The organism is Marinobacter gudaonensis, assembly GCF_900115175.1.
Taxonomy (GTDB): domain Bacteria; phylum Pseudomonadota; class Gammaproteobacteria; order Pseudomonadales; family Oleiphilaceae; genus Marinobacter; species Marinobacter gudaonensis.
Genome location: NZ_FOYV01000001.1, coordinates 793,113 through 814,792, shown reverse-complemented (window position 1 = coordinate 814,792; position 21,680 = coordinate 793,113). Strand labels below are relative to the sequence as shown.

The 21,680-nt window shown below is 58.9% G+C and carries 17 protein-coding genes and 4 tRNA genes; 17 read left to right on the top strand and 4 right to left on the bottom strand.

The window, feature by feature from the left end:
• The first annotated feature begins 72 nt into the window (after positions 1–72).
• A complete protein-coding gene (gene miaE, locus BM344_RS03680) occupies positions 73–678 on the top strand; it encodes a tRNA-(ms[2]io[6]A)-hydroxylase (RefSeq protein WP_091986167.1) in 606 nt (201 codons plus the stop codon).
• On the opposite strand, the gene BM344_RS03675 is transcribed toward miaE, so the two are convergent.
• Positions 670–1,554 carry a LysR substrate-binding domain-containing protein gene (locus BM344_RS03675; RefSeq protein ID WP_091986165.1) on the bottom strand — a complete coding sequence of 295 codons (885 nt, stop codon included), beginning with the start codon at positions 1,552–1,554 and terminating at the stop codon, positions 670–672. The two genes, miaE and BM344_RS03675, sit on opposite strands and share 9 nt — an antisense overlap.
• Positions 1,555–1,697: 143 nt before the next feature.
• Here BM344_RS03675 and BM344_RS03670 point away from each other — a divergent pair, with 143 nt between their 5' ends.
• From BM344_RS03670 to BM344_RS03645, 6 genes are all read left to right on the top strand, one after another.
• Positions 1,698–2,468, top strand: a complete 771-nt coding sequence (locus BM344_RS03670; protein WP_091986162.1) for a ferredoxin--NADP reductase — start codon at positions 1,698–1,700, stop codon at positions 2,466–2,468.
• 121 nt (positions 2,469–2,589) lie between these two features.
• Positions 2,590–4,992 (top strand): PQQ-dependent sugar dehydrogenase, encoded by a 2,403-nt coding sequence (locus tag BM344_RS17740; protein WP_322853410.1) that lies wholly within the window; start codon positions 2,590–2,592, stop codon positions 4,990–4,992.
• A gap of 254 nt (positions 4,993–5,246) precedes the next feature.
• Positions 5,247–6,278, top strand: a complete 1,032-nt coding sequence (locus tag BM344_RS03660) for an amino acid ABC transporter substrate-binding protein (RefSeq protein WP_407656796.1) — start codon at positions 5,247–5,249, stop codon at positions 6,276–6,278.
• Positions 6,279–6,370: 92 nt separating this feature from the next.
• Complete coding sequence (locus BM344_RS03655) at positions 6,371–7,558, top strand: amino acid ABC transporter permease (protein ID WP_091986158.1); 1,188 nt, start codon at positions 6,371–6,373, stop codon at positions 7,556–7,558.
• Positions 7,558–8,643: an amino acid ABC transporter permease gene (locus BM344_RS03650; RefSeq protein ID WP_091986156.1), complete on the top strand. Its 1,086-nt coding sequence runs from the start codon at positions 7,558–7,560 to the stop codon at positions 8,641–8,643. Before BM344_RS03655 ends, BM344_RS03650 begins: the two co-directional genes overlap by 1 nt.
• Before the next feature lie 11 nt (positions 8,644–8,654).
• Positions 8,655–9,440, top strand: a complete 786-nt coding sequence (locus tag BM344_RS03645; protein WP_208603371.1) for an amino acid ABC transporter ATP-binding protein — start codon at positions 8,655–8,657, stop codon at positions 9,438–9,440.
• A gap of 39 nt (positions 9,441–9,479) precedes the next feature.
• On the opposite strand, the gene lpxH is transcribed toward BM344_RS03645, so the two are convergent.
• Complete coding sequence (lpxH, locus tag BM344_RS03640; RefSeq protein WP_091986153.1) at positions 9,480–10,208, bottom strand: UDP-2,3-diacylglucosamine diphosphatase; 729 nt, start codon at positions 10,206–10,208, stop codon at positions 9,480–9,482.
• The gene (locus tag BM344_RS03635; RefSeq protein WP_091986151.1) at positions 10,205–10,705 is read right to left on the bottom strand and encodes a peptidylprolyl isomerase; all 501 of its coding nucleotides are present in this window, start codon (positions 10,703–10,705) and stop codon (positions 10,205–10,207) included. The genes lpxH and BM344_RS03635 overlap by 4 nt, the downstream gene beginning before the upstream one ends.
• Positions 10,706–10,851: 146 nt before the next feature.
• On the opposite strand from BM344_RS03635, the gene BM344_RS03630 reads away from it, so the two are divergent.
• The 3 genes from BM344_RS03630 (at position 10,852) to BM344_RS03620 (ending at position 16,247) form a co-directional block, all read left to right on the top strand.
• Positions 10,852–12,531, top strand: a complete 1,680-nt coding sequence (locus BM344_RS03630; protein WP_091986149.1) for a glutamine--tRNA ligase/YqeY domain fusion protein — start codon at positions 10,852–10,854, stop codon at positions 12,529–12,531.
• On the top strand, positions 12,528–13,916 hold the full coding sequence (gene cysS, locus BM344_RS03625) for a cysteine--tRNA ligase (RefSeq protein WP_091986147.1): 1,389 nt from the start codon (positions 12,528–12,530) through the stop codon (positions 13,914–13,916). The genes BM344_RS03630 and cysS overlap by 4 nt, the downstream gene beginning before the upstream one ends.
• A gap of 150 nt (positions 13,917–14,066) precedes the next feature.
• A complete protein-coding gene (locus BM344_RS03620) occupies positions 14,067–16,247 on the top strand; it encodes a malate synthase G (protein ID WP_091986144.1) in 2,181 nt (726 codons plus the stop codon).
• Between the two features lie 83 nt (positions 16,248–16,330).
• Here the strand turns inward: BM344_RS03620 and folD are convergent, their stop codons facing one another.
• Positions 16,331–17,188, bottom strand: coding sequence for a bifunctional methylenetetrahydrofolate dehydrogenase/methenyltetrahydrofolate cyclohydrolase FolD (folD, locus tag BM344_RS03615; protein ID WP_091986142.1), 858 nt, complete (start codon positions 17,186–17,188; stop codon positions 16,331–16,333).
• 226 nt (positions 17,189–17,414) lie between these two features.
• On the opposite strand from folD, the gene BM344_RS03610 reads away from it, so the two are divergent.
• The 7 genes from BM344_RS03610 (at position 17,415) to clpX (ending at position 21,663) form a co-directional block, all read left to right on the top strand.
• Positions 17,415–17,491, top strand: a tRNA-Pro gene (locus tag BM344_RS03610).
• Positions 17,492–17,563: 72 nt separating this feature from the next.
• Positions 17,564–17,640, top strand: a tRNA-Arg gene (locus tag BM344_RS03605).
• 96 nt (positions 17,641–17,736) lie between these two features.
• A tRNA-His gene (locus BM344_RS03600) sits at positions 17,737–17,812 on the top strand.
• Positions 17,813–17,891: 79 nt separating this feature from the next.
• Positions 17,892–17,976: transfer RNA gene (locus tag BM344_RS03595), tRNA-Leu, on the top strand.
• A gap of 216 nt (positions 17,977–18,192) precedes the next feature.
• Positions 18,193–19,497: a trigger factor gene (gene tig, locus BM344_RS03590; protein WP_091986140.1), complete on the top strand. Its 1,305-nt coding sequence runs from the start codon at positions 18,193–18,195 to the stop codon at positions 19,495–19,497.
• Between the two features lie 169 nt (positions 19,498–19,666).
• The gene (clpP, locus tag BM344_RS03585) at positions 19,667–20,302 is read left to right on the top strand and encodes an ATP-dependent Clp endopeptidase proteolytic subunit ClpP (RefSeq protein WP_091986137.1); all 636 of its coding nucleotides are present in this window, start codon (positions 19,667–19,669) and stop codon (positions 20,300–20,302) included.
• 77 nt (positions 20,303–20,379) lie between these two features.
• Entirely contained in the window at positions 20,380–21,663 is a 1,284-nt protein-coding gene (gene clpX, locus BM344_RS03580) for an ATP-dependent Clp protease ATP-binding subunit ClpX (RefSeq protein WP_091986136.1), read from the top strand.
• Positions 21,664–21,680 lie beyond the last annotated feature (17 nt).

Here is a 21,680-nt window from a genome sequence, read left to right as displayed (position 1 = left end):
TGGACAGTGGTCGGACCAATCTGCTATGTGCGGTATACTCCCCGGCTTTCATTCAGCGAACCGATCAACCCTATGAACGCGGCCCTGCAAGACATTCACGATTTCCTGCCCTGCCCAACGCCCAGGCAGTGGATCAACAACGCCCTGGAAAATCAGGAGCTGATGCTGATCGATCATGCCCATTGCGAAAAAAAGGCGGCCTCCACTGCGCTGAGCCTGATGTACCGGTATGTCGATAACACCGACCTGCTCAACAAGATGTCCCGGCTGGCCAGGGAAGAGCTCCGGCATTTTGAGCAGGTGCTGGCGATCATGAAGAAGCGTGGCGTGGAATACGGCCACCTCACACCCTCACGTTATGCGGCAGGTCTGAGGCAGGAGGTGCGTTCGGAAGATCCGGGGCGCCTGGTGGACGTTCTGGTGGTCGGGGCGATTATTGAAGCACGCTCCTGCGAGCGCTTTGCGGCACTGGCGCCGCACCTCGATGACACGCTCGCGGGGTTCTACACCAGCCTGCTGAAATCCGAGGCCCGACACTACCGGGATTACCTGACGCTCGCCGAGCAGGCGGCCGGCGAGCCAGTGGCGGGACGTGTGGCCCGTTTCCTCGAGCTGGAGCGGGAACTGATTGAGGCGCCGGATTCCGAGTTCCGGTTTCATAGCGGGCCGTTAGCCTAGGTTCCGGCAGAGGTCGATCCAGGCGTCAATCCCGGCGCTCCGGTATTTCTGTTTGTGCAGAATGAAGTAGAACTGGCGGTCGAAACGGCGGTGCTCGGGTACCGACAGCGGTACCAGGCTGCCACGTCGGAACGCATCGGCCAGCACTACTTCGGACAGGCAGCCGATACCCAGATCGGCTTCAACAGCGCGCTTGATGGCTTCCGTGTGTTCCAGCTCAAGCAGTACGTTCAGATCCGGGAGCAGGCCGTGCATGCCCCGCTCAAAGCTCTGACGGGTACCGGACCCCGGTTCCCGCATGATCCAGGTGGCCTCCACCAGATCCTCATCGGTCAGTGAACCCTTTGCAGCCAGGGGGTGAGTGGGAGAGCAGAAAACCACCAGCTCATCACCTCGCCAGGGTATCACCTCCAGCTCGGGCGATTGCAGCTCCCCTTCGATCAACCCGATGTCCAGCTCGAAATCCTTGACCCGCCGGGCGATGGTGCTGGTGTTCGCCACTTCCAGCGACACCCGTGGATGGGTAGGGGTATTCATGTATTGGGCCATGACACCCACGGCCAGATAGTTTCCGATAGTCAGGGTGGCGCCCACCTTCAGGGCACCCACTTCGGTGTGTTTACTGAGGGCCTGCTCCAGTTCGTTGGCCTGGGCGAGCACCGCTTCCACTTTCGGCCGGTACAGGCGGCCCAGTTCATTGAGCTGGAGGCGTTTGCCCACCCGATCGAACAGCTGGATGTCGAACTGGCTTTCAAGCTCTTTCAGGGCGCTGCTGGCCGCTGACTGCGACATGGCAAGGGAATCCGCGGCCCGGGTGATGTTCTGGAAATGGGCCGCTGCGAGAAACACCTCCAGCTGTCGGAAACTGTATTTCATAACAATTCGCTCTATATCGGCTCACTCGAATAAGGTTATGAGAATATCCCATTTTCCCGATAGGTTAATGCCGGGTTACACTAGACGCAATCTGAAATTGAAACTGTCGCCGTAAGAGCGCAACGAACAGGCAAGAGGTTTACATGAGCAACCTGATCAAAGAGAAAGTGACCAGCGTCCATCACTGGAACGATACCCTGTTCAGCTTTACCACGAGCCGGGACCCCGGGTTTCGTTTCAAGAACGGCCATTTTGTCATGATTGGCCTGGAAACCGACGGCAAGCCGCTGATGCGCGCCTATAGTATCGCCAGCGCCAACTACGAAGAGGAACTGGAGTTCTTCTCGATCAAGGTACAGGACGGCCCGCTGACGTCACGTCTGCAAAAAATCCAGGTGGGCGATGAAATCCTGGTGAGCCGCAAGCCGACCGGCACCCTGATTCTCGATAACCTTCTGCCGGGCAAGAATCTCTGGTTGATCAGCACAGGCACCGGCCTTGCGCCCTTCATGAGCATTATCAAGGATCCGGAGGTGTACGAGGCCTTCGACAAAGTGATCCTGACCCATGGCGTTCGGTACGTATCCGAGCTGGCATACCAGAAGGAGATCGAAGAGCTGCCGGAAAATGAGTACTTTGGCGACATGGTCAAGGGCAAGCTGGTGTACTACCCGACCGTTACCCGCGAAGAATTCCGTAACCAGGGCCGACTGACCGATGCAATGGAGACCGGCAAGATCACCCGGGATCTGGGTCTGCCGGAATTTGATCCAGAGAACGACCGCTTCATGATCTGCGGCAGCCCGAGCATGCTCAAGGACACCTGCGCCATCCTGAACGACATGGGCTTTGAAGAGGCCCGTGGTGGCAAGATGGGGCACTATGTGATTGAGCGGGCTTTTGTGGAACAGTAAGCGGGTTTCTCGCGAGGCATAAGCCGTAATCAAAAACCGGAGCGTGATGCTCCGGTTTTTTTATGCTTGTATGGATGGCGCGGGCCTTGGGGCGGTCAACCTGCACTGATGGCGACACAGCGTGTACCGGCGGAAAGACGAAAAGGAGGTGTTGGTGGTGGTGAAGAAAATGGGCTTGCGGATAAGGACGGTCATCATCGCATTCCTGGTCGCATTGGTGGCCGGCACACTGGTCGGAACAGTGGTCCAGACGCAGTTCAACCTGCTGGCATTGCAGAATCTTGGGGTAGCCATCAGTCTCGAGGCGCGCTGGACCGCCACGTTGCATGACCTGCTGCATTTTGCTCCGCTGTATGCGGCCCTGTTTGGCACCAGCTTCCTGTTGTTCCAGGCCATTGCCGCACTTGTACTCACCCGGCTTCCCGGGTGGATGCTCAAGCCGGGGCACGGCGTCGCCGGGGCGGCCGGTCTGTGGGCCGCTTTCGCAATCACCAATGCGCTGCTGCCGATGCCGACTCTGATTGCCGCAACACGCTCCGTTACTGGTTTGTTGGTCATGTTGCTCACGGCTGCGTGGGCAGGGTGGCTGTTCGCCAGGCTGGCCGCAACCAATCGTGCCAACCGGACAGGCACCGTGACTCCGGTTGTTGCCGGTGTGCTGTTGCTGGGTAGCTTGGGGTTTACGGAAACTGTCCGTGCTCAGAGTGCCGTTGATGACTACCAGGTGGAAACTGTGGCCTCCGGTCTGGAACACCCCTGGTCCGTTGCCTTTCTCCCGGATGGCGGTGCCCTGGTGACCGAGAGAGCAGGGCGGCTACGCCAGATCACGCCGGAAGGTCAACTGGTGAATGCGCCAATCAAGGGTGTGCCGCCGGTGTTCAACAGTGCCCAGGCAGGCTTGTTTGACGTGGTGCTTTCGCCGGATTTTGCCAATGATCATCGGATTTTCCTGGCCTATGCCTGCGGCACCGAAGCGGCCTATCATCTGTGCGTTGCCAGCGCACAGTTGCAGCGTGACCAGCTTACCGAGGTGGTTGAGATCTTTCGCGCCAGGCCCGCCAAGGAAGGCAGTGCCCATTACGGTGGCCGGATGGTATGGCTGCCGGACGACACCCTTATCGTCACGCTAGGTGATGGTTTTGATTACCGGGAACAGGCCCAGAAACTGTCGAGTCATCTGGGTAAGATCATCCGGCTGAATCCGGACGGCTCGGTACCGGCGGATAATCCGTTTGTCGGTCGCGACGATGCCCTTCCGGAAATATACAGTTTCGGTCACAGGAATGTTCAGGGTCTGGTTTACGATGCCCGGGAAGACCTGTTGCTAGCTCACGAGCATGGCCCTCGGGGCGGGGATGAAATCAATGTGATCGAACCGGGCCAGAACTATGGATGGCCCGTCATTACCTATGGTATCGACTACACCGGGGCGATGATCACGCCGTACACGGCGCGGGAAGGCATGAAGCAGCCGCTCCTGCAGTGGACTCCATCGATTGCGCCCTCGGGCATGACACGCTATCGGGGCCACCTGTTTCCCGAGTGGCAGGGCGACCTGCTGGTAGGCGCCCTCGCGGCCAGGAATGTTCATCGGGTGACGCTGAACGGCTTGCGGGCGAACGACGCCGGCATTCTTTTTGGAAAGCTGGATGCGCGCATTCGGGATGTGGCCACCGGGCCCGATGGCGCACTTTATCTGTTGACGGACAGTTCCGACGGCAAGCTGCTGCGGATCACACCTATGGCAGGGAGCGACGCTGTGTCTTCTGAAGTCGAGCTGGTACTTTCGCCGGAACAGCTCGATTGGATTGGTGAGCAGATTTTCCGGAACGAATGCGCCGGGCAAACCCGGTGCCTGGTTCACTGGAACGCCGGGGAGGCCTTTCCTTCCCTGGGTATCGGGCATTTCATCTGGTACCCGGCCGGAGTCGAAGGCCGGTTTGTGGAGAGCTTCCCCGCCCTGGTAGATTTCATGCGTCGGCGCAACGTCGAACTGCCGGAGTCGCTGGCTGAACTGCGCCCGTTTGATGCGCCCTGGGCCGACCGTGACGCTTTTCTGCAGGTATCGGATTCCGCGAGCGTTGAGGATCTTCGTGCATTTCTGATGAAGACCCGGGCCGTCCAGACGGAATTTATCTATCACCGGGCCAGGGAGTCCCTGAGCCGGGTTATTGGCGCTGCCCCGGAGTCGAAAACGGACGTGGTGACGGCGCGCGTGGCTGCTCTCAGCGAGACGCCCGGCGGTGTCTATGCTCTGATCGACTATGTCAATTTCAAGGGGGAGGGGTTGGCCGAGTCCGAGCGCTACAACGGCGAGGGCTGGGGCCTTTTGCAGGTGTTGCTGGCCATGTCTGGCCATCCGGCCGATACCGCGCTGGATCAGTTCCGGGAGGCGGCGGCCCGTGTGCTTACCCGCAGGGCAGACAATGCCGAGGCGCCCATCGAGAGAGAACGTTGGCTACCGGGTTGGCTCAAGCGTGTTGAAACCTACGTGGAGCCCGCTTCTAGGGTCATTCCGGAATAAAATCCCGAAAAAAACTGGTTGTTTTTCCGAACTTTGATCTACCTTTATAGGGCACTGGCCCCGAGGTCGCTTCGTTTGGGAGCGTCCGGGCGCAGGCTGGCACTGTCTGAGTGCAAATTATCGACTCACCGGGCGCCAGAACTTTCTGGACGAACTCAGTGCTGGATAAAAACAATATAAATCAATTGGTTGTGATTGGTGGCTCGCAAATTGCTGAGCCAGCATGTTGCAAAAACCAACAGATGTTCGGAGAAATGACAATGAGAAAGACGAAATCGATTGCCCTGGGGATTGCTCTGGCTGTAGGCGCACTGGGTGCAACCAGCTCAATGGCCGCTACCACGCTCGAGAATGTGAAATCGAAAGGTCACCTGCAGTGTGGTGTTACCACTGGCCTGCCGGGTTTCTCACAGCCAGATGATAAAGGCAATTGGACCGGGATCGATGTAGACACTTGCCGGGCCGTCGCAGCCGCAATTTTTGGCGACGCCTCTGCCGTTGAATTTACGCCTTTGACTGCCAAGGAGCGCTTTACCGCATTGCAGTCCGGCGAGATCGACATGCTCTCCCGTAATACCACCTGGACTCTGACCCGTGATGCGTCCCTGGGCCTGAACTTTGCCGGCGTAAACTATTACGATGGCCAGGGCTTCCTGATCAAGAAGAACCTTGGGGTAACCGATGCCACCCAGCTGGATGGCGCATCCGTGTGTATCCAGGCGGGTACCACCACCGAGCTCAACCTGTCTGACTACTTCCGTGCCAAAGGCATGGAGTTCAAGCCGATCGTCTTCGATACGTCCGAGCAAACCGTTCAGGGTTTCTCTGCCGGTCGTTGCGACGTGCTGACGTCTGACCGTTCACAGCTGGCAGCCCTGCGCTCCAAGCTGCAGGATCCGAGCGCCGCCGTCATTCTGCCCAACACCATTTCCAAGGAGCCGCTGGGTCCGGTGGTGCGCCAGGGCGATGACCAGTGGTTCAACATCGTCAAATGGGTTCTGTTCACCCAGATTAACGCCGAGGAGCTGGGCGTGACCAGTGCCAACGTCGATGACATGCTGAAATCCGATAACCCGAACATCCAGCGCCTGCTCGGCACGGATGGTGACATGGGCGCCAAGCTTGGTCTGCCGGCGGATTATGGCCACAAGATCGTGAAGCAGGTGGGCAACTACGGCGAAATGTATGACCGCAACGTGGGTCCGGACACCCCGCTCGGCCTGGACCGCGGCATCAATGCCCTCTGGACCGAAGGCGGCATCATGTATGCGCCGCCGGTTCGCTAAGACCTGAAAGCACGCAGGCGCGCCCCGTCCGACGGGGCGCGCTACGCACTCTCTGATGAGGTAATTTGCAGGGACGCTTTTCGGGACATTCCATGAAAAAACAAACTAACGCCACAAAGCCAGCGGCGCCCAAGCCCTGGTACGATCCTCGCGTACGATCACTGTTTTTCCAGGTTGTTGCCATTGCCCTGGTCTTCTGGGCCGGCTGGACTCTGGTCGATAACACCCTTGCCAACATGGAGAGCAGGGGTATCAGTACAGGTTTCGGATTCCTCGATGAGACCGCCGGATTCGGCATCATCATGAGCCTGATACCCTACGATGCCACCATGAGCTACGGCAGGACCTTCTGGGTGGGTCTGACCAATACCCTCCTTGTATCTGCTCTCGGTATCGTCGCCGCCACCATTCTAGGTTTCATCATCGGTGTGGCCCGGCTGTCGAGCAACTGGCTGGTGGCCAAGGTGTCACTGGTCTACATCGAAGTCATCCGTAACATTCCGCTTCTGCTCCAGATTTTCTTCTGGTATTTCGCAGTTTTGGGTGCGCTGCCCTCGCCAAGACAAAGTATTGATGTCGGCGGCACGGTGTTCCTCAACAACCGGGGCCTCTACGTGCCGGAGCCGCTCACTCAGGACGGTTTCGGCGTGGTCTGGCTGGCTCTTCTGGTGGCCATTGCCGCGGTGGTCGGCATCCGCATCTGGGCCAAAAAGCGGCAGCTGGCGACCGGGGAGATCTTTCCAACCTTCAAGGTAGGGGTCGCCATCCTGGTGGTATTGCCCGCGGTGGCCTATTTTGCCGCGGGCAGTCCGCTGCAGTGGGAAATGCCGGAACTTCGGGGCTTCAACTTTGGCGGTGGCATTACCATCATCCCTGAGTTGGCCGCGTTGTGGCTGGCGTTGTCCCTGTATACCGCCAGTTTCATAGCCGAGATCGTGCGCTCCGGCATCCTGTCGGTGAGCAAGGGGCAAACCGAAGCGGCCAAGGCCCTGGGGCTGCCCAACGGTCTCACTCTCCGTCTGGTGGTTATCCCCCAGGCCATGCGGGTGATCATTCCGCCGCTCACCAGTCAGTACCTGAACCTGACCAAGAACTCCTCGCTGGCAACGGCGATCGGCTATCCGGATCTGGTGGCCGTGTTCATGGGAACCACCCTGAACCAGACCGGCCAGGCGGTGGAGGTGGTGGCCATTACCATGGCGGTGTACCTCACCATCAGTCTGACAATCTCCCTGTTCATGAATATCTACAACCGGGCCGTGGCGATTAAGGAGCGATGATGGCTGAGTCAACCATGAAACCACCCAAGAAGGCTCTCAGTCCGGTCAAGTGGATGCGGGAGCATCTGTTCTCTACCTGGTACAACACCCTGTTGACCGTTGCCGTGGGTTATCTGCTGGTAACCAGCATCGGCCCCCTGGTGAACTGGGTGTTCCTCGAGGCCAACTTTACTGGCCAGGATGCCAGTGACTGTACCGGGGCAGGGGCCTGCTGGCTGTTTATCAGCCAACGCCTGAATTTCTTCATTTACGGCTTCTACCCCGACGAACTGCAGTGGCGGGTGAACGTGATGTTCATCCTGCTGGCCCTGGCCTTCGTGCCGCAGTTCATAGAACGGTTCCCGGGGCGCAAATGGCTGGGCATCTTCGGGATGACCGGTCTGCCGGTGATCGGATATTTCCTGATACCGGGCGGGACCTTCGGCCTGGAAGTGGTCGAGAGTACCAAATGGGGCGGCCTGATGCTGACCCTGATCCTGGCGTACATCGGTATCCTTGCCTCACTGCCTATCGGAATACTGCTCGCTCTCGGGCGTCGATCCGAGATGCCGATTATCCGCGGTCTGAGCGTGGTGTTCATCGAGGTCTGGCGGGCGGTGCCGCTGATCACGGTACTGTTCATGGCTTCGGTGATGTTACCGCTGTTCCTGCCTGAAGGGGTCAACTTCGAGAAACTGGCCCGGGCTTTGATTGGCATCACACTCTGGCAGTCGGCCTATATGGCCGAGGTAATCCGCGGCGGTTTGCAGGCCATCCCGCGGGGGCAGTACGAGGCCGCAGACGCACTGGGGCTCGGATACTGGCGCAAAATGGGCCTGGTCATCCTGCCACAGGCACTGAAAATGGTGATCCCGGGCATCGTGAATACCTTTATATCACTGTTCAAGGACACCACGCTGGTCCTGATCATCGGCCTGTTCGATGTGCTCGGTACCGTGCAGTCCACGGTGACTGATCCGGCCTGGCAGAACGTTGCCATTGAAGGCTATGTGTTCGTGGCTTTCTGCTTCTGGATTTTCTGTTTCGGAATTTCCCGCTACAGCCAGAACCTTGAACGCAAACTCGACACCGGTCACAAAACCTGATGGGTAACCCAATGACAGAACAAACCCAAACCTCTGATACACAACCCTCCGTCGGCAACAAGCCGGACATCATCCGGGTGGAAGGCATGCACAAGTGGTACGGGGATTTCCACGTACTGAAGGACCTGAACCTGACGGTCGCCCAGGGCGAACGAATCGTCATCTGCGGGCCTTCCGGATCCGGCAAGTCCACGTTCATTCGCTGCATTAACCGGCTGGAAGAGCACCAGCAAGGCAAGATTATCGTGGACGGCGTGGAGTTAACGGACGATGTGCGCCACATTGATACAGTGCGCAGGGAAGTAGGTATGGTGTTTCAGCACTTCAACCTGTTTCCGCATCTCACTGTTCTCGAGAACTGTTGCCTGTCGCCGATCTGGGTACGCAAGGTTCCGCGCAAGGAAGCCGAGGCAACGGCCATGGAGTATCTGGAACGAGTGAAGATTCCCGATCAGGCCCGGAAATATCCCGGACAGTTGTCCGGCGGCCAGCAGCAGCGGGTGGCCATTGCCCGGGCCCTTTGCATGAAACCGAAGATCATGCTCTTTGATGAGCCCACATCGGCGCTGGATCCGGAGATGATCAAGGAGGTGCTCGATGTCATGATCGAGTTGGCCGGCAGCGGCATGACCATGCTCTGTGTAACCCACGAGATGGGGTTTGCCAAGACCGTGGCTGACCGCGTGATCTTCATGGACGGTGGCGAGATTGTTGAGGAGGCGCCGCCCCACGAGTTCTTCAACAATCCGCAGGAAGCGAGAACGCAGAAGTTTCTCAAGCAGATTCTGGCGCACTGAGGCCAGAAGTCGAAAAAGCCGGGGCTGTCCCGGCTTTTTTCATTTCAGCGGCTGCTTTTTCAGTGCCGGCTCCTCGTTGGGGCGAGCCTCCAGCCACCAGACATTCTGGTCCCAGTCACCCAGGACAATCCGCCGCGCCGGTTGCCCGTTGGCGGTGAGTTCGTGCACCGCTGGTCGGTGGGTATGACCATGGATCAGCCTCTGGACGCCGTACCGCTCCATGTCCTTGACCACCTCTTCCGGGGTGACATCCATGATGAACTCTTCCTTGCCCTGATTCTTCGCCATGCTGATTTCCCGAAGCTGACGGGCCATCTGCTGGCGGTCCTTCAGGGGGCGCTGCAGGATCATCTGCTGCCACTGGGGGTTGCGCATGTTGGCCCGGAACTTCTGGTACTCCACATCGGCGGTGCACAGGCTGTCGCCGTGCATCAGCAGGGTGGGGGTGCCGTATAGATCGATAACGGTCGGGTCGTCCAGCAGGGTGGCTCCGGCTCGGGCACAGAAGTCCTCTCCGATCAGGAAGTCGCGGTTGCCGTGCATGAGGAACAGGCGGGTACCACTGTCGCTGAGCTGGCGCAGGGCGCCCGCCACCTGCTCCTGCAGTGGGGTGCGTTCGTCATCGCCAATCCAGGCCTCGAAGAAATCCCCCAGAATGTAGAGGCTTTCAGCGCCTGCCGCCTTCTCTTCCAGAAAGGTCAGGAAGGCCCCGGTAATGTCCGGGCGCGACTCCTCGAGATGCAGGTCGGAAATAAACAGCGTGGTCACGCGTCCTCCAGAACCTCGGCTTTCTCGATGACCACATCGTCGGCCGGTACGTCCTGATGGCCGGCGCGCATGGTGGTGCGGACCGCGCGAATGGCATTGACTGTATCCATGCCTTCGACCACTTTGCCGAATACGCAGTAGCCCCAGCCTTCCGCGTTCTTGGCGGTGTGGTCCAGGAAACCGTTGTTCTCTACGTTAATGAAGAACTGTGCAGTGGCCGAGTGCGGATCCATGGTCCGGGCCATGGCGATGGTGCCCTGCATGTTGCTCAGGCCGTTGTCGGCCTCGTTCTGGATGGGTTCGCGAGTCTTGCGTGGGGTCATGCCCGGCTCAAAGCCGCCGCCCTGAATCATGAAGTTGCTGATGACGCGATGGAAGATGAGGCCGTCGTAAAAGCCGTCGCGGACGTACTGTTCAAAGTTTTTCGCGGTTTCCGGAGCCTTGTCGTAATCCAGTTCCAGCTTGATGTCGCCAAGATTGGTCGTCAGCAGAATCATCAGGGTTTCCTGTTCAGAGGTGTTTGAAAAGATGGGTTGTGTCAAAACCCGTATTGTACTGAAGAGTTTGCCGCGATGCATGAGTCCGGAAAGGATTTGTGAGTATAATAGACGGTTTAAGATTCACCCCTTTTAACAGAGATTGTATGAGCGCCGAGTCGAAGAAAGCCCATAACTTCATCCAGAGCCTGATCGAGGACGCCATCGCCGGCGGTGAGCATACCGGCAAGGTGGTGACCCGTTTTCCACCGGAGCCCAACGGCTATCTGCACATTGGCCACGCCAAGTCGATCTGCCTCAATTTCGGAATTGCCGAAACCTTTTCGGGCGAGTGCAACCTGCGCTTTGACGACACCAACCCGGAGAAGGAAAACCAGGAATACATTGACGCGATCAAGCAGGACGTAGAGTGGCTCGGCTACGAGTGGGCCGGCGATGTGCGGTACGCCTCTGACTACTTTGACGCCCTGTACGATTTTGCCGAGGAGCTGATCGAGCGGGACAAGGCCTACGTCTGTGCACTGTCTGCCGACGAGATGGCGGAATACCGTGGCAGTCTGAAAGAGCCGGGTCGCAACAGCCCCTACCGGGATCGCCCGGTGGAGGAAAGCCTGAAGCTGTTCCGGGAGATGCGCGACGGAAAGTTTCAGAATGGTGAGCTGGTGCTGCGGGCGAAGATCGACATGGCGTCCCCGAACATCAACCTGCGCGATCCAATTCTCTACCGGATTCGCTACGCCGACCACCACCAGACGGGCAACAAGTGGTGCATCTACCCGATGTACGACTACACCCACCCAATTTCGGACGCCCTGGAGGGGATCACCCACTCCCTGTGCACTCTCGAGTTTGAGGATCACCGGCCACTCTACGACTGGGTTCTGGACAACATTTCCGTGCCCTGTCATCCCAGGCAGATCGAGTTCGCGCGCCTGAACCTGAACTACACCATCACCTCCAAGCGCAAGCTCAAGCGCCTGGTGGATGAGGGGGTTGTCGACGGCTGGAACGATCCACGCATGCCCACCATTTCCGGTATGCGGCGTCGCGGCTACACGCCTGAATCGATCCGTAATTTCTGCGACATGATCGGTGTGAACAAAGCCGGCGGAACGGTCGATGTGGGCATGCTCGAGCACGCCATCCGTGAGGACCTGAACAACCGGGCGCCCCGTGCCATGTGTGTGATGCGTCCGCTCAAGGTGACGCTGATCAACTATCCAGCGGACCAGACCGAAACCCTGAGTCTGCCGGTACATCCGCAAAATCCGGACATGGGCGAGCGGGAAGTGACCTGGAGCCAGACCCTGTTCATCGACCGCGAAGACTTCGAGGTGGATCCGCCCCGCAAGTGGAAGCGGCTGGCGCCGGATCAGGCGGTGCGCCTGCGGGGTGGCTATGTGATGACCTGCCGGGAAATCATCCGGGACGACAGCGGCGAGATTGTTGAGCTCAAGTGCCAATACGATCCGGCTACCCTGGGCGTGAACCCCGAGGGCTACAAGCCGAACGGTGTGATTCACTGGGTCTCCGCGACCGACAGCGTTGAGACCGATATCAACGTCTACGACCGTCTGTTTAACCACGAATCCCCGGACAGCGACAAGGACGGGGATTTCATGGACCATCTGAATCCCGAATCCCTGGTCGTCCTGCGCGGTGCCCGCGTCGAGAAGAGCCTGGCTAAGCCCCGCACCGATCTGCCGTATCAGTTCGAGCGGGAAGGCTATTTCTACTGCGATCAGGAGCAGACGGCGGCCACCGGTCGGCCGGTGTTCAATCGCACCGTGACGCTGCGCGACTCCTGGGGCAAGGGGGGCAAATGATCCGGATTCACAACACCCTGACCCAGCAGAAGGAAGAGTTTCGGCCCATCGAGCCCGGCAAGGTGCGGATGTATGTGTGCGGAATGACGGTGTACGACTACTGCCACCTGGGGCATGCCCGGGTACTGGTGGCGTTCGATGTGATCACCCGTTATTTGCGTCATCGGGGCTACGAGGTGCACTACGTTCGCAACATCACCGATATCGACGACAAAATCCTGCGCCGCGCCGACGACAACGGCGAGCCTTACACCGAGCTCACCGAGCGTATGATTCGCGCTATGCATGAAGACGAGGCCCGTCTGGGTGTGCTGTCGCCTGATGAGGAGCCCCGGGCAACCGCGTACATCGACGAAATCATCGCCATGATCCACAAGCTGATCGCCAGCGGCCACGCCTATGCGGCGGACAACGGCGACGTGTATTTTGCCGTGGACTCGTTCGATGGCTACGGCAAGCTGAGCAAGAAAAAGCTTGAAGACCTGCTGGCCGGTGCCCGGGTCGATGTGCAGGAAGCCAAGCGCAGTCCCGCGGACTTTGCGTTGTGGAAGGCGGCGAAAGAAGGGGAGGTCAGTTGGCCATCGCCCTGGGGCGAGGGTCGCCCTGGCTGGCACATCGAGTGCTCTGCCATGTCCACCTGCTGCCTGGGCGACACCTTCGACATCCATGGTGGCGGCCCGGACCTGCTGTTCCCGCACCATGAGAACGAGATCGCACAGTCCGAGTGCGCCACCGGCCATACCTTCGTGAACACCTGGATGCACGCCGGCGCCATTCGCGTGAACAAGGAGAAGATGTCCAAGTCCCTGGGCAACTTCTTCACCATCCGGGAGATCATGGAGAAGTACCCGGCCGAGGTGGTCCGCTACTTCCTGGTGTCGAGCCATTACCGCAGCCAGGTGGATTATTCCGAGGACAACCTGGCCGAAGCCGGTCGCACCCTGACACGGCTTTACCATGCGCTGCGGGGTGTCGTGCCGGCAAAGGCGGCCGACGTTCCCGAGGGCGAGCACGATGTGCGTTTCGCCGAGGCCATGGATGACGATTTCAACACCGCCGGCGCCATTGCCGTGCTCCATGCCGTGGCCAATGAGATCAACCAGTTCCGTCGCGACGGTCGGGAAGACGACGCCAAACGCAGCGCCGCAGTGCTGGTGCGACTGGGTGGTGTGCTGGGGCTGCTACAGCAGGACCCGGAGGCTTTCTTCAAGGCCGGCGGCAGTGCCGAGCTCTCCGCCGAGGAGATCGAGGCGATGATCCAGGCCCGGGCCGACGCCCGCAAGGCGAAAGACTTTGCCGAGGCGGATCGCATTCGGGATGCGCTTGCGGAAAAGGGCATCATCCTGGATGACTCCCGGGAAGGCACGAGCTGGCGCAAGGCCTGACTGGCGTGCCAGAGCGCTTGGTCTGACCAGTTTTATGCTCACGGGCATGATCTTGTAAGGATTTTCCCTTACAATGCGGCGCTCAAATTAGAATGCCCTCTCGTTCGTCAGAAGAGGGAGTCGGGAAACAACCCACTGAGGCAGACAACGATGACAGAACGCGTACAAATCGGCGGCATTCAGGTCGCCAAGAATCTGTATGATTTCGTGAACAACGAGGCGATTCCGGGCACCGGAGTTGATGCCGACAAATTCTGGGCCGAGTTCGACAAGATCGTGAACGAGCTGGCGCCGCGTAACCGCGAACTGCTGGCCAAGCGCGACGCGATCCAGGAAAAGATGGACAGCTGGAACCGCGATCACAAGGGCCAGAAGATTGACATGGCCGAATACAAGGCGTTCCTGAAGGACATCGGCTACCTGGTGGATGAGCCTGCGGAGTTCAAGATCTCCACCTCGAACGTGGATCCGGAAGTGGCCACCCAGGCCGGTCCGCAGCTGGTGGTTCCAATCATGAACGCCCGCTTCGCCCTGAATGCGGCCAACGCCCGCTGGGGTAGCCTGTATGACGCGCTCTATGGCACCGACGCCATCTCCGAAGAAGGCGGTGCTGACAAAGGCCCGGGCTATAACCCGGTTCGTGGTGCCAAGGTCATCGAGTGGGCCCGCAACCTGCTGGACAGCTCCGCGCCGCTGGCGTCCGGAAGCCACAAGGATGCCGCCAAATACCTGGTCGAGGGTGGCAAACTCTTGGTCAAGCTGCAGAATGGTGAGACCACTGGCCTGAAAGACGAAGCCGGCTTTGTGGGCTATACCGGCGCTGCCGACGCCCCCACCGGCGTGCTGCTGGTTAAGAACGGCATGCACTTCGAGATCCAGATCGACGCCAGCCATCCCATCGGCAAGAGTGACGGCGCCAACGTCAAGGACGTATTGATGGAGTCTGCCCTGACCACCATCATGGACTGCGAAGACTCCGTTGCCGCGGTTGATGCCGATGACAAGGCGCTGGCCTACCGCAACTGGCTCGGCCTGATGAAGGGTGACCTGGAAGAGACCTTCGAGAAGGGCGGCAAGCAACTGACCCGCAAGATGAACGCCGACCGCGTCTACACCGCCGCTGACGGCAGCGAGATGGCGCTGAAGGGGCGCAGCCTGATGTTCATCCGGAACGTTGGTCACCTGATGACCAACCCGGCCATCCTCCTGAAAGACGGCAACGAGATCCCCGAGGGGTTGATGGACGGACTGATCACCTCTCTGATTGCCATCCATGATCTCAAGGGCAACAGCCAGTTCCAGAACAGCACCAAGGGCTCAATGTACATCGTGAAGCCCAAGCAGCATGGTCCGGAAGAAGTGGCCTTCACCAACGAGTTCTTTGGTCGTGTTGAGGATGCTCTTGGTCTGCCGCGCTACACCCTGAAGGTCGGCATCATGGACGAGGAGCGTCGCACCACCGTCAACCTGAAGTCGTGCATCCACGCGGCGAAAGAGCGCGCGGTATTCATTAACACCGGTTTCCTGGACCGTACTGGCGACGAAATCCACACCTCCATGGAGCTGGGACCGTTTATCCGCAAAGGCCCCATGAAACAGGCGACCTGGATCAACGCTTACGAGCAGTGGAACGTGGATATCGGCCTTGAGACTGGTTTCTCCGGCGTTGCCCAGATTGGTAAGGGCATGTGGGCCATGCCAGACCTCATGGCCGGCATGCTGGAGGCCAAGATCGGTCATCCGAAATCCGGTGCCAACACCGCCTGGGTTCCGTCGCCGACCGCCGCTACCCTGCACGCTACCCATTACCACCAGGTAAACGTGTTTGATGTCCAGAAAGAGTTGTCCAAGCGTCAGCGTGCGGCCCTTGAGGACATCCTGACCGTGCCGGTGATGGACGACCCGTCCTCCATGAGCGCAGAGGAAATCCAGCAGGAGCTGGACAACAACGCGCAGGGTATCCTCGGCTACGTGGTGCGCTGGATCGACCAGGGTGTCGGTTGTTCCAAGGTTCCGGACATCAACAACGTGGGTCTGATGGAAGACCGTGCCACCCTACGGATCTCCTCTCAATTGCTGGCCAACTGGCTGCGTCATGGCATCTGCACCGAGGCGCAGATTGAAGAGACCATGAAGCGGATGGCGGCGGTTGTGGACAAGCAGAACGCCGGGGATCCGGCCTATCGCAACATGGCGCCGAACTTCGATGACAGCGTTGCCTTCGAAGCAGCCATGGCGCTGGTTCTGAAGGGCTGCGAGCAGCCAAACGGCTACACCGAGCCGCTGCTGCACGCCTATCGCCTGAAGGCCAAGGCCAAGTTCGGGCAGTAAACCCGGGCCATCAAAAAACCCCGCCTCGGCGGGGTTTTTTGTGTCTGGTTGGATCAGGCAAAGCCGTAACCCAACGCTTTGACTCAGTCCTTGTGCAGCACGTCCGCTGCGTACAGGGTGTTCTGCAACAGTGTGGCAATGGTCATCGGGCCCACGCCGCCGGGCACCGGCGTGATGTAGGCCGCCCGTTCCGCCGCCATTGCGAAATCCACGTCGCCATGCAGTTTACCGTCGTCCATGCGGTTGATCCCGACATCAATCACAGTGGCTCCGGGCTTGACCCATTCTCCCTTGATCAACCCCGGTTTGCCGGCGGCCGCCACCAGGATGTCGGCTTCTGACACGAATTTTGGCAGGTCTGGCGTAAATCGATGGCAAACCGTCGTGGTGGCGCCCTTGAGCAGAAGCTCCATACTCATGGGGCGGCCGACAATGTTGGAGGCGCCGACAATGACCGCGTGCTGACCCTTATAGGGTGTAGCGATGCTGTCGAGCAGGGTGATGATACCCGCCGGTGTGCAGGGTCTAAGTGTTGGTTTGCGCTGCATCAGCCGGCCAATGTTGTAGGGGTGGAATCCGTCCACGTCCTTGTCGGGCCGTATCTTGACCAGAATGGGGTCGGCATCCAGATGGCGGGGCAGGGGCAACTGAACCAGAATGCCGTCGACGGCGGGATTCTCGTTCAGTTCATCGATCAGTGCTTCCAGTGCCTCCTGGGAGGTGTCTTCCGGCAGGTCGTAGGACAGGGACAGGATTCCGGCCTGCTCGCAGGCCTTGCGCTTGTTGCCCACGTAAACGTGTGAGGCGGGATCGTTGCCGACCAGTACCACAGCCAGGCCGGGCGCGCGCAGCCCCTGCTGCCGACGGGCTTCCACGCCGGCGGCAACCTGCTGTCTAACCTCGGCGGCAATCTCTTTTCCGTTGATCAGTTTGGCGGTCATGTCTCGTCTTTTCGGTTGGACATCAAAAAATGAAGGCCGGGCATTGTCTCATGCTTCCGGCGTAACTCCAATTCGCGGGCCGGGGCCAGCGCCGGAACTTTCCTCGCCCCGACCGGTCAGCTTACTTGCCCGCATAGGGGGAAATTGGAAATCCGTGTTGACGGAGCACGCCGGCGCCGGTAATATGCGCGCCAACTTTGCTGAGGCACTTGTTGTTCGGTTGAAACGGGGTATAGCGCAGTCTGGTAGCGCGCCTGCTTTGGGAGCAGGATGTCGGGAGTTCGAATCTCTCTACCCCGACCACTTACTGTCCGAGTCCGTATTCCGGACACATTCGAGCAGGAGTGGTGGACAGCCAGGTGGGCGAACGGTCAAGCGCCCGTAGCTCAGCTGGATAGAGCATCCGCCTTCTAAGCGGATGGTCGCAGGTTCGAGTCCTGCCGGGCGCGCCATTAAACGCTGGCACCCGCGCCGGAGCGACCGTAACCAGCAAAGTTGAAAGCCTCACGTTGTTGCGTGTTGCTTGAGGAAAGGCAAGTCCCTATGTGGTGGACGTAGCTCAGTTGGTAGAGCTCAGGATTGTGACTCCTGCGGTCGAGGGTTCGAACCCCTTCGTCCACCCCACTTTTCCCTCTTGTTTGATTCCGCGTGTGATGAATCCATTGATGACAGGCTGGTCATCAGGCAATCTTCATCCTGTTGTGCGCGAGTGGCGGAACTGGTAGACGCGCTGGATTTAGGTTCCAGTGGGGCAACCCGTGAGAGTTCGAGTCTCTCCTCGCGCACCACCCCTTTCTTTTTCGTGTTGTGCCCCCATATTCGAGGCCAGACCCGCGGGTCGTCGCTGACGTTGGCCAATGCCGCGCAGAGTGATTCTCTCGGCGGGCCAAAGCATGATAAACTACCGGCTTTTAATTTTCGGTCCTTTTGCGGGCAGGTCCCCGTAACCGGACTTTTAGTATTAATTTCATTCACCTACAGAATCTGTAATTTGAGGATCTTCCATGCAAGTGTCTGTTGAAACGACCTCCAACATCGAGCGTCGCATGACGATTGGTGTGCCCGCCCAGGAAATCGACCAGGCGGTCCAGAAACGCCTGCAGGAAACCGCGCGTACCGTTCGTCTTAACGGTTTCCGTCCGGGTAAGGTGCCCATGAGCGTGGTGAAGCGTCGTTTCGGTGACAGTGTTCGTCAGGAAGTTGTGGGCGAGGTCATGCGCGACAACTACATCAAGGCACTGCAGGAGCAGGACATCAATCCGGCGGGTTGGCCGAAGTTCGAGCCGAAAACCATGGAAGAGGGCAAGGATCTGGAATTCGTTGCCACTTTCGAAGTACTGCCGGAAATCGAGCTGGGCGACCTGAGCAAGATCTCCGTTGAGAAGCTTACCTCCGAGATCACCGACAAAGACGTCGACAACATGATCGACAACCTGCGTAGGCAGCAGGCCACCATGAAGGAAGTCAAGCGCAAGTCCAAGAACAAGGACGTGCTGACCATTGACTTCAAGGGCTTCATCGACGGCGAGGAGTTCGAGGGCGGTGCCGCCGAAGGTCATCGTCTGACCCTCGGTTCCGGCCAGATGATTCCGGGCTTCGAGAAAGCCATTCAGGGCGGCAAGGCCGGTGAGGACATGGAAATTGAGGTGACCTTCCCGGAGGATTACCACAACGAGGAGCTGGCGGGTAAGCCGGCCAAGTTCGAGATCAAGATCCACAAGGTGGAAGAGCCCCAGTTGCCAGAGCTGGATTCCGAATTCTTCAAGAAGTTCGGAATCGACGCCGAGGACGAGGCTGCGTTCCGCGAAGAAGTGAAAAAGAACATGGAGCGTGAGCTCAAGCAGGCCATCTCCAACAAGGTCAAGAACGACGTGGTTGACGGACTGGTGGAGAACACCGAGCTGGACGTTCCGGCTGCTCTGGTCGATCAGGAAATCGATCGCCTGCGTCAGGATGCGGTTCAGCGCTTCGGTGGCCAGGTTGACTTCCAGCAGCTGCCCAAGGAGATCTTCGAAGAGCAGGCCAAGCGCCGCGTGAAGACAGGCCTGCTGTTCCAGGAAGTGGTCAAGCAGAACGACCTGAAGGCCGACCCGGCGAAGGTAGACGAGAAGATCCAGGAAATCGCTTCTACGTATGAACAGCCTGAGGAAGTGGTCGCGCACTTCAACAGCAACCCCGAGCAGAAGGCTCAGATCGAGTCCTCTGTGCTGGAGGATGCGGTTGTTGACCACGTGCTGGCCCAGGCCAAGGTCAAGGAAAAGAAGGTTAAATACGAAGAGGCCGTACAGGCAGGTCAGCCGCAGCGCTGAGTTGCCGCGGGGGCGGATTTTCCGCGCCCGAGCGCCGTCCCATGAAACAGCCGGCATGTCCGGCTGTTTTCATCTGGGGCCGCTGCTGGCAAAGTATCGGATGCAACACGAGTGAAACTGCCGTGGCTCATGGCCACGACCCATTGTCCATAAGGAGTTCAGGCGCATCATGACGCAGAAACCAATTGATGGTCCCGCAATGGTTACCAATTCCGGGCTGGTACCGATCGTTATCGAGCAGACAGCCCGCGGTGAGCGGTCGTTCGACATCTACTCCCGCCTGCTCAAGGAGCGGGTAATCTTTCTGGTGGGCCCGGTTGAAGACCACATGGCGAACCTGATTGTGGCGCAGCTCCTGTTCCTGGAGTCGGAGAACCCCGACAAGGACATTCACCTTTACATCAATAGCCCGGGCGGTTCGGTGACTGCCGGCATGTCGATCTACGACACAATGCAGTTTATCAAGCCTGACGTGGCTACCCTGTGTGTTGGACAGGCCGCCAGTATGGGCGCCTTCCTTCTGGCTGGTGGCGCTGCCGGCAAGCGGGCGTGTCTGCCCAATTCGCGGGTCATGATTCACCAGCCGCTGGGCGGCTATCAGGGCCAGGCGACGGATATCGAGATCCACACCCGTGAGATCCTGAAGATCCGTCACACCCTGAACTCCATTCTGGCCCACCACACCGGGCAGGATCTGGACACCATCGCCAAGGATACTGATCGTGATAACTTCATGGATCCGACCCAGGCGAAAGAGTACGGGCTGATCGATTCAATACTTGATAAGCGCGTACCGAATAAATAATACTGGAAGTAATCGCATCATATTTCGCCGGCGTAATGCAGGTATGACGCCGGCAGAACGAGATCAGAGGTATTTCAATGGCAGATGAAAGAAACGGCAGGGGCGACGATAACGGCAAGTTGCTCTACTGCTCGTTTTGCGGAAAGAGCCAGCATGAAGTCCGTAAGCTCATTGCAGGGCCCTCGGTGTTCATCTGCGACGAGTGCGTCGACCTGTGCAACGATATTATCCGGGAAGAAATCCAGGAAAATGCCCAGGAAGAGCCGAGCGATCGCCTCCCGACGCCGTCCGAAATCCGGCACACTCTGGATGAGTATGTGATTGGCCAGGATCGCGCCAAGGTCGTTTTGTCGGTGGCGGTCTACAACCATTACAAGCGTCTGCGCTATGGCGAAGGCAAGGGCGATGTCGAGCTCGGCAAGAGCAACATCCTGCTCATCGGGCCCACCGGCAGCGGCAAGACCCTGCTGGCGGAAACCTTGGCGCGCATGCTCAACGTGCCCTTTACCATCGCCGACGCCACCACGCTTACCGAAGCGGGTTACGTGGGTGAGGACGTCGAGAATATCATTCAGAAGCTTCTGCAGAAGTGCGATTACGACGTCGACAAGGCCCAACGGGGCATCGTCTACATCGATGAGATCGACAAGATCTCCCGTAAATCGGACAATCCGTCCATTACCCGGGATGTGTCCGGTGAGGGCGTGCAGCAGGCGTTGCTGAAACTGATCGAGGGCACGGTAGCCTCGGTGCCGCCCCAGGGCGGGCGCAAGCACCCCCAGCAGGAGTTCCTGCAGGTGGACACCGGCAATATGCTGTTCATCTGTGGCGGTGCCTTTGCCGGCCTGGACAAGGTGATCCGTGAGCGCACGGAAAAGAACAGCATTGGCTTTTCCGCCTCGGTTGCCAGCCAGGATGATGCCAAGAACACCGGCGACATCATCAAGGATGTGGAAACCGAGGATCTGGTGAAGTATGGCCTGATTCCGGAGTTTGTGGGTCGTCTGCCTGTGGTTGCGACCCTCAACGAACTGGACGAGGAAGCACTGGTACAGATCCTGACCGAGCCCAAGAATTCCCTGACCAAGCAGTACCAGAAGCTGTTTGACATGGAAGGTGTTGAGCTCGATTTCCGGGATGACGCGCTGCGCGCCGTTGCCCGGAAGGCCATGGACCGGAAAACCGGTGCCCGCGGTCTGCGCTCCATCATGGAAGCGACCCTGCTCGACACCATGTATCAGATACCGTCTGAGCATGATGTTACCAAAGTGGTCATCGATGAAAGCGTGATCAGCGGGGACTCCGAACCCTTCAAGATCTATGCAAGCAGTGACCACGCCAAGGCCGTGCCGGAAGATTGAGCCGGCGATTCCTGGTC

Excerpts from the sequence above, each read along its gene's own strand:
- miaE (WP_091986167.1), top strand. The coding sequence starts at position 73 with ATGAACGCGGCCCTGCAAGACATTCACGATTTCCTGCCCTGCCCAACG.
- BM344_RS03675 (WP_091986165.1), bottom strand. The coding sequence starts at position 1,554 with ATGAAATACAGTTTCCGACAGCTGGAGGTGTTTCTCGCAGCGGCCCAT.
- BM344_RS03670 (WP_091986162.1), top strand. The coding sequence starts at position 1,698 with ATGAGCAACCTGATCAAAGAGAAAGTGACCAGCGTCCATCACTGGAAC.
- BM344_RS03660 (WP_407656796.1), top strand. The coding sequence starts at position 5,247 with ATGACAATGAGAAAGACGAAATCGATTGCCCTGGGGATTGCTCTGGCT.
- BM344_RS03655 (WP_091986158.1), top strand. The coding sequence starts at position 6,371 with ATGAAAAAACAAACTAACGCCACAAAGCCAGCGGCGCCCAAGCCCTGG.
- BM344_RS03650 (WP_091986156.1), top strand. The coding sequence starts at position 7,558 with ATGGCTGAGTCAACCATGAAACCACCCAAGAAGGCTCTCAGTCCGGTC.
- BM344_RS03645 (WP_208603371.1), top strand. The coding sequence starts at position 8,655 with ATGACAGAACAAACCCAAACCTCTGATACACAACCCTCCGTCGGCAAC.
- BM344_RS03635 (WP_091986151.1), bottom strand. The coding sequence starts at position 10,705 with ATGATTCTGCTGACGACCAATCTTGGCGACATCAAGCTGGAACTGGAT.
- BM344_RS03630 (WP_091986149.1), top strand. The coding sequence starts at position 10,852 with ATGAGCGCCGAGTCGAAGAAAGCCCATAACTTCATCCAGAGCCTGATC.
- cysS (WP_091986147.1), top strand. The coding sequence starts at position 12,528 with ATGATCCGGATTCACAACACCCTGACCCAGCAGAAGGAAGAGTTTCGG.
- BM344_RS03620 (WP_091986144.1), top strand. The coding sequence starts at position 14,067 with ATGACAGAACGCGTACAAATCGGCGGCATTCAGGTCGCCAAGAATCTG.
- folD (WP_091986142.1), bottom strand. The coding sequence starts at position 17,188 with ATGACCGCCAAACTGATCAACGGAAAAGAGATTGCCGCCGAGGTTAGA.
- tig (WP_091986140.1), top strand. The coding sequence starts at position 18,193 with ATGCAAGTGTCTGTTGAAACGACCTCCAACATCGAGCGTCGCATGACG.
- clpP (WP_091986137.1), top strand. The coding sequence starts at position 19,667 with ATGACGCAGAAACCAATTGATGGTCCCGCAATGGTTACCAATTCCGGG.
- clpX (WP_091986136.1), top strand. The coding sequence starts at position 20,380 with ATGGCAGATGAAAGAAACGGCAGGGGCGACGATAACGGCAAGTTGCTC.